Here is a 14168-nt window from a genome sequence, read left to right on the forward strand (position 1 = left end):
GTCGATCATGATGATCCCGTTCGTTTGAATATTTGATTGACATTCAAGACAGGGCTTGAATACAATGAAAACAAACATTCAAACGACTATCATAATGAGGTGAAACGATGTCATCCGAAAAGGTTACAAGCCTTTCCAAAGATACATGCGAAACAGTTTGCTACGATGAAGAGAAAGTCAGCCGTATCCGGTCGAAAATCGACCAGGTCAGCGGCGTCGAGATGATTTTCAAGGCGCTGGCGGATGCCACCCGGCTCAAGATCGCCTATGCACTCACATTGGAAAAAGAGCTGTGTGTGTGTGATGTGGCCCAAATCATCGGCGCCACAACCGCCACGGCTTCACATCACCTGAGGCTGCTCCGGAATATGGGGCTCGCCAGATACCGCAAGGAAGGCAAGATGGTATTTTATTCACTGGAGGACGATCACGTCCGGCAACTTGTGGCAATTGCCATGATCCACGAACAGGAAGGAATCCGTCATGGAAGATAACCGGAACGTCTACCGTCTGCAGGGGCTGTCCTGCGCGAACTGTGCCGCTAAATTCGAGAAAAACATCCGTGCCATCGAAACGGTGGAAGACGTCCAGCTGAACTTCGGGGCGATGAAGGTCACAGTCCAAGGCGACGCCTCCATCGAGCAGCTCGAGAAAGCTGGCGCATTTGACGGAATCAAGGTATATCCGGAACGGGAGCGGATGAAAAAGCCGGAGCCGTTCTGGAAAAAACGGGAGAACGTCGCGGCGATGATTTCCCTCGTCTTCATCATCGCGGGGTATCTCTCCTATTTCCAAGTGGGGGAAAAGAGTCCCGTGACGATCGGGCTTTTCGGTTTGGCAATCCTCATCGGCGGGTTCGACCTGTTCAAGGTGGGGCTGCAGAATCTGACGAAGCTTGAGTTCGACATGAAGACACTGATGACGGTCGCGGTCATCGGGGCGGCCCTGATCGGCGAGTGGGCCGAGGGAGCGGTCGTCGTGTTCCTCTTTGCTGTGAGCGAAGCGCTTGAAGCGTACTCCATCGATAAGGCCCGCCAGTCGATCAAGACGCTGATGGAAATCGCGCCGAACCGGGCCACGGTCCGGCGAGGCACCGAAGTGATGGAAATCGATGTGGAAGATGTCCGCATCGGCGACATCATGCTCATCAAGCCCGGCCAGAAGCTCGCCATGGACGGGGAAGTCATCCAAGGTCAGTCTTCCGTCAACCAGGCGGCCATTACCGGAGAATCAATCCCGGTCCATAAATCTGCCGGGGACGAAGTGTTCGCCGGCACGCTGAACGAAGAAGGGGCACTGGAAGTCCGTGTCACCAAGCGGTCGGAAGACACGACGATCGCCAAGATCATCCATCTGGTGGAAGAAGCGCAGGCAGAACGCGCGCCTTCCCAGCAGTTTGTCGACAAGTTCGCCAAGTACTACACGCCCGCCATCATGGTGGTCGCTTTGCTGGTGGCGGTCGTTCCGCCGCTGCTGTTCGGCGCCTCCTGGTCCGAGTGGGTGTACAGCGGGCTCGCGGTCCTCGTCGTGGGCTGCCCTTGCGCGCTCGTCATCTCCACGCCTGTCGCCATTGTCACCGCGATCGGCAACGCGGCCCGGAAAGGCGTCCTGATCAAAGGGGGCATCCACCTGGAAGAGACAGGGAAGCTGAAAGTAGTGGCCTTCGACAAGACCGGAACACTGACGGAAGGCAAGCCGGTGGTTACGGATGTGGTCAGTTTGTCCGACATGGACACCGGTAAGATTCTGGCCGTTTCGAGGGCAATTGAGTCCTACTCGCAGCATCCCCTTGCCTCAGCAATCGTCCGCAAGGCGGAAGAGACGGGAGCGGGATCTGTCCAAGCGGCCGATTTTCAGTCGATCACGGGCAAAGGCGCAAAAGCTTCGGTTGGAAACGACGTCTACTACATCGGAAGCCCGATCCTCTTTGATGAACTCCTATCTGTCCCTGATCGTGTATCCCGGCAGGTAAAGGATCTTCAGAAGCAGGGAAAAACCGTCATGCTGCTCGGTACCGGGCAGGAGATCAAAGGGCTGGTCGCGGTGGCGGATCAGTTGAGGAAGAGCAGTGCCTCCATCATTCAAAAGCTTCATAAGCTGGGGATCGAGAAGACCGTTATGCTGACGGGAGACAACGAGGCCACCGGCCGGGCAATCGGACGCCAGCTGGGCCTGAGTGAAACGAGGGCCGAATTGCTGCCTGAAGATAAGCTGAACTATATCAGAACACTGCGCGGACAAAGCGGAAATGTCGCCATGGTCGGTGACGGCGTCAATGACGCCCCGGCACTGGCCGCCGCCACGGTCGGAATCGCCATGGGCGGCGCCGGAACGGATGCCGCACTTGAAACAGCCGATGTCGCCCTGATGGCCGACGACCTTGAAAAACTGCCTTACACGATCGCCTTAAGCAGAAAAACGCTGGCCATCATCAAACAGAACATCTCATTTGCCATTCTGGTCAAAATTGCGGCGCTGCTTCTTGTGGTGCCGGGATGGCTCACGCTCTGGCTGGCCATCTTCGCCGACATGGGCGCCACCCTGATTGTCGTCGCCAACTCGCTGAGGCTGTTGAGGACGAAGGAATAAAAAGCAGGTCTGAAACATTCCTAACGGAGAAATTCGCCAATCACAATGGTTTTGGAAGTGGAATTAGTTTGCTAATTCCACTTCTTTTGTTGCTGTTGTATCAAAGCTTAAAAGGGAATGGAAAGTTTAGGGTAAATTGAATCATGTACTTAACAATCGGACAGATCAGTGAGCAATTAAGGAGAATTAGGTTGAATATTATTAAAATGATCCTTGCTTTAGTTGTAATGGCAATATCAGTATATAGCTTAATTACAAAAGATTTTTCATATGCACCCGTATCCTCTTTATTACTTGGAATTTTCCTTGCGATTATTGGAATAGACGAATTTAAAACGAAAGACAAAAACAGCTGGGGAACAGTTTTTATCCCAGCATCCTTGTTGGTGATCGCGATGGCTCTATTTAGTTTTAAATGAATTCAGAATATAGTATCAACTATTCGTGATATGGCTGTCATGGACATTTCCGGCTGCCATGATGGAGGCGTGGAAGAGCCGCTTCCGGTCAGTGGTGCATCAAGCCGTATGGCGGATTGGAGCGGATTGACCGACACCTGCGGGAGATGTGTTAGCCGAAGAACTTGAGGATGCGCGCAATGGTTTGCGATCGCACAGGTGCCAGGCTACGTACTGATGCCGCCATGAAGAACGGCGTCTGTGCTCAAAAGCGTTAGCATTGAGCAACAATTCTCTTCCAGCGACCCAAATGCAGTTTTGGTAAGCATGGGCCAGCAACGGAAATCCTGAGGATTTTATGGAAAAGAAAAAATGCAGACAAAGGAGCAATTCACTCACTTGGTCTGCAGTCTGAGGCCCAGAACATTTCCGGGCCATATTTCATTTTAGATACCCAGCGCTTCTTCTGTGCAGGCGGAATGCGGGGGATAGCCCAACTCCTCGGCTTCTCCCAAGGTCGAATTCTCAATGAAATTGGTCGGGTTCGATTCCTCGAAACAGGAAGGTGCAATGTACGTTTTATGGGTGTGGTCCAGGATGACCCTTGAGTCGGAGCGGTCGTCTTTAAGTAAGGCAATTGCCGTTGCGGCAAGAATAATGAGCGTGACGAGCGCCGCGGCCAGTATTTTCTGTTTTTTTCGCATATCCCTTTGCCTCCGATCGATGGTGATTTGTAAGACACAGCATACCATTCCAATCTTCATGAAAGGCTTCTGCTTGCATGATGTTTGAAAACTGTCGAAAACAGCCGCGGACCCTTAAGTTTCGGGTTCCACGGCTGCTTTCTTTCCGTTTGAGTTCAACAGGATAACGCCGCCGATGATCAGAAGCAGCCCGGCGGTTTTAAGCGGGCCGAACAATTCGTCCCAGAAAAGCGCCCCAAGCAGAGCGGTTAGGGCGGTCCCGATGCCGGACCAGATGGCATAGGCGAGGCTGAGCGGCACGGTCTTCAGGCAGAGAGACAGGCAGTAGAACGACAGTCCGTAGCCGGCTGCAACGCCGAGGGAAGGGAGGAGGACGGTGAACCCCTCCGACAGTTTCAGCATCGCGGTGCCGAACACTTCGGTGATGATGGAAATGGCGAGGTACAGATAGCCTTTCATCATTGGCCACCTCCCGCATTCAGCAGGATGACACCCGCGATAATCATGGCAAGCCCGGCAAGCTTGCGGCCGTCGAACCCTTCCTTATAGACGATGACGCCGACCATCGCGGTGAGGGCGGTCCCGAGCCCCGACCAGACCGCATAGGTCAGCCCGAGCGGCAGTGTCAGTAAGGTAAGCGACAGGGTATAGAAGGCGAGACCATAGCCGGCGACGACACCGAGCGTCGGCAGGGGCTTTCTGAACCCGTCGGTCGCCTTGAGGAGCGAACTGCCGATTACCTCGCTGATGATCGCGGCAACTAACAGTGCGTATGCATTCATAACGTTTCCTCGCTTAGTTTTGATGGATGTGAATCTAGCATCTCCTATCTGAAGGTTTTTTGGCAATCGAAACACATCCGTTTTTTGGATTGCTATGATAGGGAATAAATGGGAGGGCGGGCGGATGGATGTGAAATCCCGAGTCAGACACTTACTCCTGATTGTCCTGGTGATGGCTGCAACGTTACTGGCAGTCGGCTGGATGATGGAGGATCCTGACTATTCAACGGCCATTTTCGCGGGTGCAATCGGATTGGTGATTGGAGAGATCATTCATTACATGAGGAAAAAAGATAGACCAAAGCCTTAAAGGCAAAGAGTTTGTGCTGCATTTTTGGCTTTGCCAAACGTGATGGCTTGGGGACCGGGAAGAAAAAAGAGCGCTTCTGAAGAGCACTATACTGATGGAGTTGGAGGAGCCGGTGGCTTCTCTTTTTTGATTGTCCCCATTTCTCAAAATCGTAGAACAAAGTGCATCATTTCTTCACATTCATCCGGTACGATCATGACAGGGAATGGGGAAGGAGGCACGTGCGTGTACGGGTTCTTTTCACAAATCAGTGCTTGGCTCAGCGAGCCATTCAATGCCCTGTCCTATACCTATTCGAGCCAGCCGCTCTTATTTGCACTATTGCTGGGAATCATCGGAGCCGTTGCCCCGTGCCAGCTCACGGGCAACATCAGTGCCATCACGTTCTATGGCAGCCGGACGCTTCAAAGCCGGACAGACTGGATGGATGTGGGCGCCTTTATTTTGGGTAAGGTTGCCGCATTCACCTTGCTGGGGGTATTTGCCTGGGGGTTCGGAAAGGCGTTCCAGGATCAGATCATCGATTATTTCCCTGCCATCCGAAAGGCGATCGGGCCTATTATCGTGGCGGGGGGACTGGTCATGCTGGGAGTCTTCAAAATGAAGTGGCTGAACCGTCTGACTGCCAAGATTCCACAACCGCTGAGAAAGGGCAGGACAGGGTCATTCCTGATGGGCGTGATGTTTTCCATTGCGTTTTGCCCGACGATGTTTGTGCTGTTTTTCCTGTCGCTTATCCCGACGGTCATCAGCACTTCCTACGGCCTGATTTTGCCGGCGGTGTTCGGGGTGGCCACCTCGCTTCCGATTTTGATTGTTTTGGGAGTCATGGAGTATTTGCACGTTGACCGGCGCTCGATGAAGACAGGCAGGAAAATCGGCTCCATCGTCCAGAAAGCCGCAGGTGCCCTCTTGGTCGTGTTTGGTGTGTTGGACACTGTGACTTACTGGACGATCTGATCATAAGGATCTGAGAGGGATAAGGAGAGAGAAAAATGAAAAAAGCCTATTTGCTTAGTGCAGGATTGCTCCTCGCATTGGCAGGGTGTTCCAACCCGTTTGCCGATCAACAGGACGCTCCATCCACAGACAACGGACACATGCAGCAAGACGAGCATCAGGGGATGGACCACGGACAGATGGACGATGGTGAAATGGAAGGCATGGATGGTATGAACGGCATGGAAGGGCATATGGACCATGACAACGTCACGCCGCTTCAGGCTTCGGAGGGCATCCAGGAACTGGCCATCCCGCCGCTCCTGAAAAGGGAGGAGAATGCAGAGTTCGACTATGAAGTGATCGCACAAGAAGGGACCACTCCGTTTTTTGAAGGCGTATCCACGCAGACCTTCGGGTATAACGGGGATCTGCTCGGACCGACGCTCAGGCTGAAAGAAGGGGAGACTGTCCGTGTCAAAGTACGGAATGAGCTGAACGAACCGACGACCTTCCATTGGCATGGACTTGAAGTCCCCGGTCCTGCAGACGGAGGGCCAAGTGACGAGATCCAGCCGGGTGAAAGCAAAGTCGTCACCCTCAAGGCGGACCAGCCGGCCGCCACGCTTTGGTATCATCCTCATCCGCATGAACTGACCGCCAAACAGGTGTTCAAAGGGCTTGCCGGTATGCTCTATGTGGAGGAAGCAGATGCATCCGAACTTCCTGATGAGTATGGAGTGGATGACATCCCGCTGATTTTCCAAGACCGGCTGTTTAATGACAAGCGGCAGCTCGACTATGAGGAACTGATGAACAATGACGGGACAGTCGGAGATGTCTCGCTCGTGAACGGTACACTCAATCCGAAACTGACGGTCGAAAAGCCGCAGATGCGTTTCCGGGTCCTGAATGGGGCGAATGCCCGGAATTATACGCTCCGCCTCAGCAATGGTGCCAAGTTCAAGCAGATTGCCTCGGACGGCGGGATGTTGGATGAACCCGTCGAGATGGAAGAAATCACGCTTTCCGCTTCGGAGCGCGCGGAAATCCTCGTCGATTTTTCAGGAATGGATGGCGATGAACCGGTCTCGATCGTCGACGGCGATGGAACGGTCCTGCTGCCGTTTGACCTGGCATTTGATCCTGAGTCCGCAGAAGCCGAACCGTCATCATGGGAGTCAGGGGAGCCGTTCGTGACGGAAGAAGAAAAAGCGATGCCGGTTTCCAAGAAGATCGAGTTGTTCGGAATGATGGAGATGGTCACGATCAATGGCAAAAAGTTCGACCCGGACCGGATTGATCTGAGGCAGGAGAAAGGCGTCCCGGAAGTATGGGAAGTCTATAACAAGCCGGATATGATGGGCGGGATGATCCATCCATTCCACATTCACGGCACACAGTTCAAAATCATTTCCCGCGACGGGAAAGAGCCTGCACCGAACGAACGCGGCTTAAAAGACAGCGTCTTGGTCGAGCCGGGGGAGCGGGTCAAACTGCTCGTGACCTTCCCGGAAGAAGGAGTCTATATGTATCACTGCCACATTCTTGAACACGAAGACAACGGAATGATGGGACAGGTGGAAGTATACTGAGTGCACATACAAACAAGCAGTGGCGCGGGTGAAACCTGCGCCACTGCTTGTTTTTTGGTTGCACACTCTCCGCTCAAGCCGGCATCGGCGTCGGGGTTGGCTCTGCGAATCCTTCGTTGTATGTCTCGTCAATATGGTTGCGGATCTCTTTCAGGGACTTGCCGTCTTGTGCCATGTTGATGGATTCCACGGCAATTTCCAGGCAGACGGGACAACGGGTACCGTGATCGTCCCAGACGATGGCGCCGTCTTCCCGAACTTCGGATACAAAGCAGTTGAGGTTGCTGTTGTGGCCTGCACTTTCCCCGCATCCGCAGTAGCACGGGATCCATTCAAGAATATCGGAGGCGGAACCGGCAGCCTGATAAATCATCCGCATGTCCTCCGGTTTGTCATCAAGGAAACTCGGCAGCATTGCGGCAGAAGCCGTGGTTTCCTGAAGGTCGCCGTTCGGCAGGCGTGTCTGGTTCCCGGTTTCCGCCGTCTCCGGGGACATCTCTTCGTGGCTGCCGGATTCCTGCGATGCTGTCCCGGTTTCGTTGCTGCAGGCAGCCAGGAAAAGGGAAAGCGCGGCTGCACCGTATATGAATGATTGTTTGATCTGGATTCACTCCTTGAACGGATCTTCATCGTGGAGCTGCGTCAACCGGACGCTGTCCCCGAAGGTTGCCGCTGTTACTTCACGGACAATTCTTCCTCTGTGACCCATTTATGATTTTTTACTTTTTTGTCGCTGTTTTCCGGCACAAAGTCGACCATGTAGACGGTGGTCTGTTCTGCAGAGTCGATGGTCGCAATTGCTCCGTCCATGCCGGGCATGTGGTCAGCGTCCAATGTGACTTCTGTTCCCGGTTCAAGAGGAGCTTCACCGGGATCCTCCAATTCTTCATGGACGACCCACTTATGATCTTTTACCGGCTCGCCGCCGTCAGCAGGCGTGTAACTCACCGAGTAGGCGGTGGTGGTATACGCTCCGCTGACTATCGCCTCGACTTCGTCCATTCCCGGCATATGGTCGGCGTTCATCATAACCTCACTGCCGACGGGGAATGTCGGATCATCCGCTTCCATCAGATTGTCCGGAACTTCTCCTGAACTGCTGTGCATGGCATGGGAATCCTGGTTTCCGTCCTGGCTGTGCTCTTCTCCGCCGGACTCATGCTCAGTGGACTGTTCGGTCTGCTCTTTATCCGGTGTCTCGTCTTCCGCAGTGTCTGTCCCTGACTGGCAGCCTGCAAGGAAGAGGGCAAGTGCACCTGCCGCTACGGCTGGTTTCCATTTCCAAAAGGTCATGTTTTCGGCCTCCTTTTTGATCACCTCCCTACGATACCCGCTTTTCGTGCAGGTTCTGTGCAGACCCGGTGAAAGCTTGTTGAGAGATTTCTGCACAGAAAGTCCATACACCTGAGATAGAATAGAATGGAAAACGGCTGAAGGGAGGACATGTCATGTTCAGCAAGCTGTCGATCCGGTTGGGCCTGCTCTTATTCGCCATCCTGATGATGATGGAGCTTTTACTGTATGTCGGCCTGTATGTGTCTCTTGTGGATGAGCGGGTCGATGAAGTGTCGGGGCAATTGCTGGCAAGAGGGAACACCCACCGGGATGTGCTGGAAGACACTTATGATGAGTCCACTTTGAGCCACGTCACGGTCATGGAGTCGGCATCAGACTTTATCGTGGTCATCACTGATGCGGAAGGAGAAATCATCCGGCAGTCCGGACCGGTCGATTCCGCTTTGACAGCGACGATCCGCGAGGCCGACCGCGAGTCTGCTCCGCACGCCGGCCGGGTGATCGAGTCAGGCTGGAGGAAAAACAAATACATTGCCACCGACAGCCCGATCACGATCGAGGGAAGACATTACGGACATGTCTATATGTTTGCCCCCACTTCGATCATCCGGGAGATGCTGGGGGAACTTGGCGGGCGTTTCCTCTCGGTCGGGATTTTATCGCTGCTGCTCACCCTTCTGGTCATCCCGTTCCTGACACGCTTCATCACAAGGCCGCTTCTCCGGATGAAGCGTGTGACGGAACAGCTCGCAAGGGGGGGGCATCCTGCCGGGCTGGATACCGGACGGCAGGATGAACTGGGCGATCTGGCGAGATCCATCGGGAAGCTTTCCAAAGACTTGGACCGCATGAAAAACGAACGGAATGCCTTTCTGGCCAGTGTGGCACACGAGCTCCGTACACCGATGACCTATATCCAAGGATACGCGGACCTTGCCATGAAGCCGGGAATCAGCGGCGAAGCACGGGAGAAATACAGTGCGATCATCCGGGAAGAAGCGCACCATCTCAGCAAACTGGTTGGCCAACTGTTCGAACTGGCCCGTCTGGACCAAAACGACTTCGCGGTGAGACTGTCCCCTGTGAAGTTATCCGCGCTTGCGGATTCCGTGCTTTCACTGGTGAGGCCCGCATTCGAAGAAAAAGGGGTGCAGCTGTTGTGCAACATTCCTGAACGGTTAGTTGTAAGGCTGGACGCTACCCGTTTTCAGCAAGTGCTCTTGAACCTTCTGGATAACGCGCTGAAACATACTCCTGCCGGAAAGCAGGTCCATCTGCAGGCGACCGTTCTGAAAGATTCGGTTAAGGTGGAAGTGGCAGATGAAGGGGAGGGAATTCCTGAAGATGAACTATCGACGGTGTTCGACCGATTTTACCGGGTGGATAAGTCCAGATCGAGAAAAAGTGGCGGAACCGGGCTGGGCCTTGCGATCGTCAAGGAGATCATCGAGGCGCACGGCGGTCAAATCGAGGCACGTCGCCGGCCGGCCGGCGGGACCGTCATGACCATATTGCTTGATAAGGGGGGAGACGATGGCACGCATTCTTCTGGTGGATGATGAACCGATGATGTTGGACCTTCTTCAATTGTTCCTTGAGCCGCATGGGTTTGACTGCCTGAAGGCAGAGTCGGGTGAAGAGGCGCTGAAGATGGCGGAACAGGTCGACCTGCACCTGGTGATTTTGGATCTCATGATGCCGCACATGGACGGCTGGGCAGTATGCAGGGAAATGCGCCGCAGGTCAGCCGACCTTCCGATCCTGATGCTGACGGCCATGGGAGAAACAGCTGATATCGTGAAGGGGCTGGAAACCGGAGCGGACGATTATATGGCCAAGCCGTTTGAAGAAGATGAACTGGTCGCCCGCGTCCGTGCTCTTCTCCGCAGGGCGGGGCGGCAAGACGTTCTTGAAACAGAGGGGCTCGTTTGGGAGCGCGACCGCTTCAGGCTCAAATTTCACGGTACGAACATTCGGCTGACGCCGAAAGAATTTGAGCTTCTCGGCCTGCTCATGAGAGAACCGGGCCGCGTGTTCGACCGCGAAACGCTGTTGGGGCATGTGTGGGGATGGGATACGGAGACCGAAGGCCGAACGGTCGATTCCCATATCCGCAACCTCCGCGAGAAAATCAGGTGCTCCGGATTCCCGATCGACCGTCATCTTCTCACGGTCCGGGGAGTCGGGTACAAGTGGGATGCTCGGTGAGATAAAACAAGCAGGAGGCGTTGGGGCCTCCTGCTTGTTTCATCTTATTTATTACGCGACACTCCTGCATGCTTCCGCGCACTTCATGCACGCATCCGCACATTCTTGGCAATGGTCGTGGTCATGCTTCCGGCATTCTTCTGCGCAAGTCTCGCAGATTTGTGCACAAACTTTTGCGAGTTGCGAGACAAATGGTGAGTTACGGGTAATCGCTGCCTCCAGATAAGCGCAGATGTCCGCGCACTCCCGGTCAAGCCGGATGCATTCAGCCATCATTTTCATGTCTTCTTCCTTGAGACATGCGTCAAAACAATGGTTGCATGCAGCCATACATTCATGGAGCGTCTTCAAAAGTTCCTGATGCTGATGGTGTGGCATTTCATCAACCTCCTATTTGTGATCGGCCCTTCAGTCGTCTAATTTCCCAGTGTGAAGGCAAGAAAACCTCAAATGCAAAAGTGCATCGAAACTCCATTGAAAATGCAAACAACGTGCATGTGGTGCAGCTGTTCTTGTAAATCCCCACTCCTTCTATTAAAATAATTCTGATAAGATAAACTGTTCCGAATGGGAGGGGTTCCATGTTTGCTGCACTGACGCCGCTTGACTGGAAGCGGAGGGCGGTCAAGTACTACCCGGATAAGATTGCGGTGATTGATGAAGATCACGAATTTACGTATAAAGAGTTTGCAGAGCGGGCGGACCGGCTGTCCGTCGCACTGCATCACGCCGGCATCCGGGAAGGGGACCATATCGCGGTGATGCTTCCAAACACGCATTACATGCTCGAGGCCTTCTATGGCATCTGCCAGATCGGAGCGGTCATGGTGCCGCTGAACTACCGGATTTCGCCGGCGGATATGGAGTATATCCTGAACCATAGCGACTCCAAGATGCTCATCGTCGACGAGGAGTTCACCGCTCCGATCAAGGAGATTGAGGACAGGCTGAACTTCGACCAATTCGTTGTCGTGAAGGTGGACGGAGCGGAACATGGCCTGCCTGCGGCGGACTACGAGGCGTTTATCGGGAACGTGCCGGAAGACGCGAAGGTGCCTGAAGTGCAGATCGATGAAAATCAGCTGCTGACGCTCAATTACACGAGCGGCACGACGTCCCGGCCGAAGGGCGTCATGCTGACGCATCGCGGAAACTACCTGAACGCGGCGAACTTCTTGTACCACTTGAGCGTGAAGCATGACGACGTCTATCTCCATACGCTCCCGATGTTCCATGCGAACGGCTGGGGCGGGGTATGGGCGATCACGGCGGCCGGCGGGACACATGTATGCCTGCGGAAAGTGGTTCCGTCGCTGATCCTCGACCTGTTCGAAGACAAGAAGATCAGCCTGCTGTGCGGCGCCCCGACTGTCGTCAATATGCTCGTCAACGAACCGAAGGCCCAGGAAGTGCAGATGACGACAAAGCCCCGCATGGCAACGGCGGGCTCTCCGCCGGCGGCAGCGCTGATCCAGCGCGCCCAGGACCTGCTCGGCCTGAACATGATGCATGTCTATGGCCTCACCGAGACGTCGCCGTTCATCCTTTACAATGAGTGGAAGGTGGAATTCGACGAGAAGTCCGCGGACGAGCAGGCGGCGATCAAGGCGCGCCAGGGCATCGAGCTCGCCTTTAACGGCGAGACGAAAGTGGTCCGCGAAGACGGCACCGAAGTGGACTGGGACGGCATGGAGCTCGGTGAGATCGTCACACGCGGCAACGTCGTCATGGACGGCTACTACAAGGATCCGGAAAAGACCGCCGAAGCGATCCGTGACGGCTGGTTCCATACCGGCGATCTCGCCGTCACCTATCCGGACGGCTACATCGAAATCCGTGACCGCGCCAAGGACATGATCATCTCCGGCGGCGAGAACATCTCCTCGACCGAAATCGAAGGCGTGCTTTATAAGCACGGATCTGTACTGGAAGCGGCCGTCATCGCCGTTCCGGACGAGAAGTGGGGAGAAGTCCCGAAGGCGATCGTCGTCCTGCACGAGGACCGCCCGGCGACCGAACAGGACATCATCCAGTTCTGCCGCGACAACATGGCCCACTTCAAGGCGCCGAAGTCGGTCGAAATCGTCGACGCCCTCCCGAAAACCGCAACCGGGAAGCTGCAGAAGTTCAAGTTGCGCGAAATGTTCTGGGAAGGCGCGACGAAGGTGAACTGAATCCACATGAAAAGCCGCCATCACTTTTGGGCGGCTTTTTGATATGGGGGGTGGGTGCTCGATATCCTTGTGGAAGTGATTGATATCGGGTTGAAAGTGATTGATATCCACGGGAAAATGTTCGATACCTTATTTTTTACACTTTAAGAGAACCGCGGAACCCTCTGGCAGCGTAATACGAATCGGCCCCGTTGTGGTAGAGGAAGACGGTATCATACCGGCGGTCGCAGAAAAGGGCGCCGCCGAGCTTGCGGATGCGCTCCGGCGTCTGCACCCAGCTTGATGTCTTTTTGTCGACCTGCTCCAGTTCCTGCAGATGCCGGTATTCTTCCTCTGTCAGCATCTCGATGCCCATCTCGGTGGCCAGATCCATCGCAGACGTCTCCGGCTTGTTCTTTTTTCTCTTCTCGAGCGCTTCCCGGTCATAGCAGACACTCCGGCGGCCTTGCGGGCTTTCCGGCGAGCAGTCGTAGAACAGATACTCGCCCGTTTCCGGATCTTTTCCGACCACATCCGGCTCGCCTTCGGTGTCTTCCATCGCCTGGAGGGAGCGGAGCTTGTCCGGGTTTGATTCCAAGCGGGACTGGACGTCCGCCCAATCGATGCCTTCGTGGCGATGCATGTTTTCTTCGAAGCGTGTCTTGAGTATGTCGATCAGTTCTTCATGACTTTGTGTCATAGGAAAGCCTCCTTTATAGGGATAGGATCAGTATACCGAAATTTCATTCCGCAACCCGCTCGTAACGATGAAACCACTTGGAATAAGAAGGACCGAATTGCTACATGGGATCGGGATTTGCCTCATGGCATCGGGAATTGCCGCATGGGATCCGGATTTGCTGCATGGGATCCGGATTTGCTACATGGGATCTGGAATTGCCGCATGGGATCCGGATTTGCTGCATGGGATCCGGAATTGCCGCATGGGATCTGGAATTGCCGCATGGGATCCGGATTTGCTACATGGGATCCGGATTTGCTACATGGGATCGGGAATTGCCGCATGGCCTCCGGAATTGATGCATGGCCCCCGACGTGCAACAAGCACGTCGCCTCAAACAAAAAGCCGGAAAGTCCCGCGACGGACTTTCCGGCTTTCCTCTTATTTCCCTTTAAACTCCGGTTTCCGCTTTTCCGCAAATGCATTCAGCGCCTCGATCCGGTCTTCTGTCG

At 54.4% G+C, this 14168-nt stretch carries 16 protein-coding genes; 9 read left to right on the plus strand and 7 right to left on the minus strand.

What is annotated here, in order from left to right:
* Positions 1 to 107 precede the first annotated feature (107 nt).
* The 3 genes from BLT01_RS10125 (at position 108) to BLT01_RS10135 (ending at position 3008) form a co-directional block, all read left to right on the plus strand.
* Positions 108 to 494 (plus strand): ArsR/SmtB family transcription factor, encoded by a 387-nt coding sequence (locus tag BLT01_RS10125; RefSeq protein ID WP_092097565.1) that lies wholly within the window; start codon positions 108 to 110, stop codon positions 492 to 494.
* Entirely contained in the window at positions 484 to 2589 is a 2106-nt protein-coding gene (locus tag BLT01_RS10130; protein WP_092097566.1) for a heavy metal translocating P-type ATPase, read from the plus strand. Before BLT01_RS10125 ends, BLT01_RS10130 begins: the two co-directional genes overlap by 11 nt.
* A gap of 191 nt (positions 2590 to 2780) precedes the next feature.
* Positions 2781 to 3008, plus strand: a complete 228-nt coding sequence (locus tag BLT01_RS10135; RefSeq protein ID WP_092097587.1) for a hypothetical protein — start codon at positions 2781 to 2783, stop codon at positions 3006 to 3008.
* Between the two features lie 425 nt (positions 3009 to 3433).
* Here BLT01_RS10135 and BLT01_RS10140 read toward each other — a convergent pair whose 3' ends face one another.
* From BLT01_RS10140 to BLT01_RS10150, 3 genes are all read right to left on the minus strand, one after another.
* Positions 3434 to 3691, minus strand: a complete 258-nt coding sequence (locus tag BLT01_RS10140; RefSeq protein WP_092097567.1) for a hypothetical protein — start codon at positions 3689 to 3691, stop codon at positions 3434 to 3436.
* A gap of 114 nt (positions 3692 to 3805) precedes the next feature.
* Positions 3806 to 4150, minus strand: coding sequence for a DMT family transporter (locus BLT01_RS10145; RefSeq protein WP_092097588.1), 345 nt, complete (start codon positions 4148 to 4150; stop codon positions 3806 to 3808).
* On the minus strand, positions 4150 to 4473 hold the full coding sequence (locus BLT01_RS10150; protein WP_092097568.1) for a DMT family transporter: 324 nt from the start codon (positions 4471 to 4473) through the stop codon (positions 4150 to 4152). Before BLT01_RS10150 ends, BLT01_RS10145 begins: the two co-directional genes overlap by 1 nt.
* A 124-nt stretch (positions 4474 to 4597) precedes the next feature.
* Between BLT01_RS10150 and BLT01_RS10155 the strand changes: the two genes are divergently transcribed.
* The 3 genes from BLT01_RS10155 to BLT01_RS10165 all read left to right on the plus strand — a co-directional run bounded on the left by BLT01_RS10155 (position 4598) and on the right by BLT01_RS10165 (position 7317).
* Positions 4598 to 4783, plus strand: a complete 186-nt coding sequence (locus BLT01_RS10155) for a hypothetical protein (RefSeq protein WP_092097569.1) — start codon at positions 4598 to 4600, stop codon at positions 4781 to 4783.
* A gap of 225 nt (positions 4784 to 5008) precedes the next feature.
* On the plus strand, positions 5009 to 5743 hold the full coding sequence (locus BLT01_RS10160) for an urease accessory protein UreH domain-containing protein (protein ID WP_092097570.1): 735 nt from the start codon (positions 5009 to 5011) through the stop codon (positions 5741 to 5743).
* Positions 5744 to 5778: 35 nt separating this feature from the next.
* Positions 5779 to 7317 (plus strand): multicopper oxidase family protein, encoded by a 1539-nt coding sequence (locus BLT01_RS10165; protein WP_092097571.1) that lies wholly within the window; start codon positions 5779 to 5781, stop codon positions 7315 to 7317.
* A gap of 73 nt (positions 7318 to 7390) precedes the next feature.
* Here the strand turns inward: BLT01_RS10165 and BLT01_RS10170 are convergent, their stop codons facing one another.
* Both BLT01_RS10170 and BLT01_RS10175 read right to left on the minus strand, forming a co-directional pair.
* Entirely contained in the window at positions 7391 to 7918 is a 528-nt protein-coding gene (locus tag BLT01_RS10170) for a PCYCGC motif-containing (lipo)protein (RefSeq protein ID WP_092097572.1), read from the minus strand.
* A 74-nt stretch (positions 7919 to 7992) separates the two neighbouring features.
* Positions 7993 to 8610 (minus strand): YdhK family protein, encoded by a 618-nt coding sequence (locus BLT01_RS10175; protein ID WP_092097573.1) that lies wholly within the window; start codon positions 8608 to 8610, stop codon positions 7993 to 7995.
* A 155-nt stretch (positions 8611 to 8765) separates the two neighbouring features.
* Here BLT01_RS10175 and BLT01_RS10180 point away from each other — a divergent pair, with 155 nt between their 5' ends.
* Positions 8766 to 10172, plus strand: coding sequence for a sensor histidine kinase (locus tag BLT01_RS10180; RefSeq protein WP_092097574.1), 1407 nt, complete (start codon positions 8766 to 8768; stop codon positions 10170 to 10172).
* Positions 10147 to 10821: a response regulator transcription factor gene (locus BLT01_RS10185; protein WP_092097575.1), complete on the plus strand. Its 675-nt coding sequence runs from the start codon at positions 10147 to 10149 to the stop codon at positions 10819 to 10821. The genes BLT01_RS10180 and BLT01_RS10185 overlap by 26 nt, the downstream gene beginning before the upstream one ends.
* A 51-nt stretch (positions 10822 to 10872) precedes the next feature.
* Here the strand turns inward: BLT01_RS10185 and BLT01_RS10190 are convergent, their stop codons facing one another.
* Positions 10873 to 11199: a four-helix bundle copper-binding protein gene (locus BLT01_RS10190; protein ID WP_092097576.1), complete on the minus strand. Its 327-nt coding sequence runs from the start codon at positions 11197 to 11199 to the stop codon at positions 10873 to 10875.
* Positions 11200 to 11402: 203 nt separating this feature from the next.
* Here BLT01_RS10190 and BLT01_RS10195 point away from each other — a divergent pair, with 203 nt between their 5' ends.
* The gene (locus BLT01_RS10195) at positions 11403 to 12995 is read left to right on the plus strand and encodes a long-chain-fatty-acid--CoA ligase (RefSeq protein ID WP_092097577.1); all 1593 of its coding nucleotides are present in this window, start codon (positions 11403 to 11405) and stop codon (positions 12993 to 12995) included.
* Positions 12996 to 13131: 136 nt separating this feature from the next.
* Here the strand turns inward: BLT01_RS10195 and BLT01_RS10200 are convergent, their stop codons facing one another.
* Positions 13132 to 13674: a DUF4256 domain-containing protein gene (locus BLT01_RS10200; protein WP_092097578.1), complete on the minus strand. Its 543-nt coding sequence runs from the start codon at positions 13672 to 13674 to the stop codon at positions 13132 to 13134.
* Between the last annotated feature and the right edge of the window lie 494 nt (positions 13675 to 14168).

Origin of the sequence: Bhargavaea beijingensis, from assembly GCF_900101985.1 — a bacterium.
Lineage (GTDB): Bacteria > Bacillota > Bacilli > Bacillales_A > Planococcaceae > Bhargavaea > Bhargavaea beijingensis.

Excerpts from the sequence above, each read along its gene's own strand:
- BLT01_RS10125 (WP_092097565.1), top strand. The coding sequence starts at position 108 with ATGTCATCCGAAAAGGTTACAAGCCTTTCCAAAGATACATGCGAAACA.
- BLT01_RS10130 (WP_092097566.1), top strand. The coding sequence starts at position 484 with ATGGAAGATAACCGGAACGTCTACCGTCTGCAGGGGCTGTCCTGCGCG.
- BLT01_RS10140 (WP_092097567.1), bottom strand. The coding sequence starts at position 3,691 with ATGCGAAAAAAACAGAAAATACTGGCCGCGGCGCTCGTCACGCTCATT.
- BLT01_RS10145 (WP_092097588.1), bottom strand. The coding sequence starts at position 4,150 with ATGAAAGGCTATCTGTACCTCGCCATTTCCATCATCACCGAAGTGTTC.
- BLT01_RS10150 (WP_092097568.1), bottom strand. The coding sequence starts at position 4,473 with ATGAATGCATACGCACTGTTAGTTGCCGCGATCATCAGCGAGGTAATC.
- BLT01_RS10155 (WP_092097569.1), top strand. The coding sequence starts at position 4,598 with ATGGATGTGAAATCCCGAGTCAGACACTTACTCCTGATTGTCCTGGTG.
- BLT01_RS10165 (WP_092097571.1), top strand. The coding sequence starts at position 5,779 with ATGAAAAAAGCCTATTTGCTTAGTGCAGGATTGCTCCTCGCATTGGCA.
- BLT01_RS10175 (WP_092097573.1), bottom strand. The coding sequence starts at position 8,610 with ATGACCTTTTGGAAATGGAAACCAGCCGTAGCGGCAGGTGCACTTGCC.
- BLT01_RS10180 (WP_092097574.1), top strand. The coding sequence starts at position 8,766 with ATGTTCAGCAAGCTGTCGATCCGGTTGGGCCTGCTCTTATTCGCCATC.
- BLT01_RS10185 (WP_092097575.1), top strand. The coding sequence starts at position 10,147 with ATGGCACGCATTCTTCTGGTGGATGATGAACCGATGATGTTGGACCTT.
- BLT01_RS10190 (WP_092097576.1), bottom strand. The coding sequence starts at position 11,199 with ATGCCACACCATCAGCATCAGGAACTTTTGAAGACGCTCCATGAATGT.
- BLT01_RS10195 (WP_092097577.1), top strand. The coding sequence starts at position 11,403 with ATGTTTGCTGCACTGACGCCGCTTGACTGGAAGCGGAGGGCGGTCAAG.
- BLT01_RS10200 (WP_092097578.1), bottom strand. The coding sequence starts at position 13,674 with ATGACACAAAGTCATGAAGAACTGATCGACATACTCAAGACACGCTTC.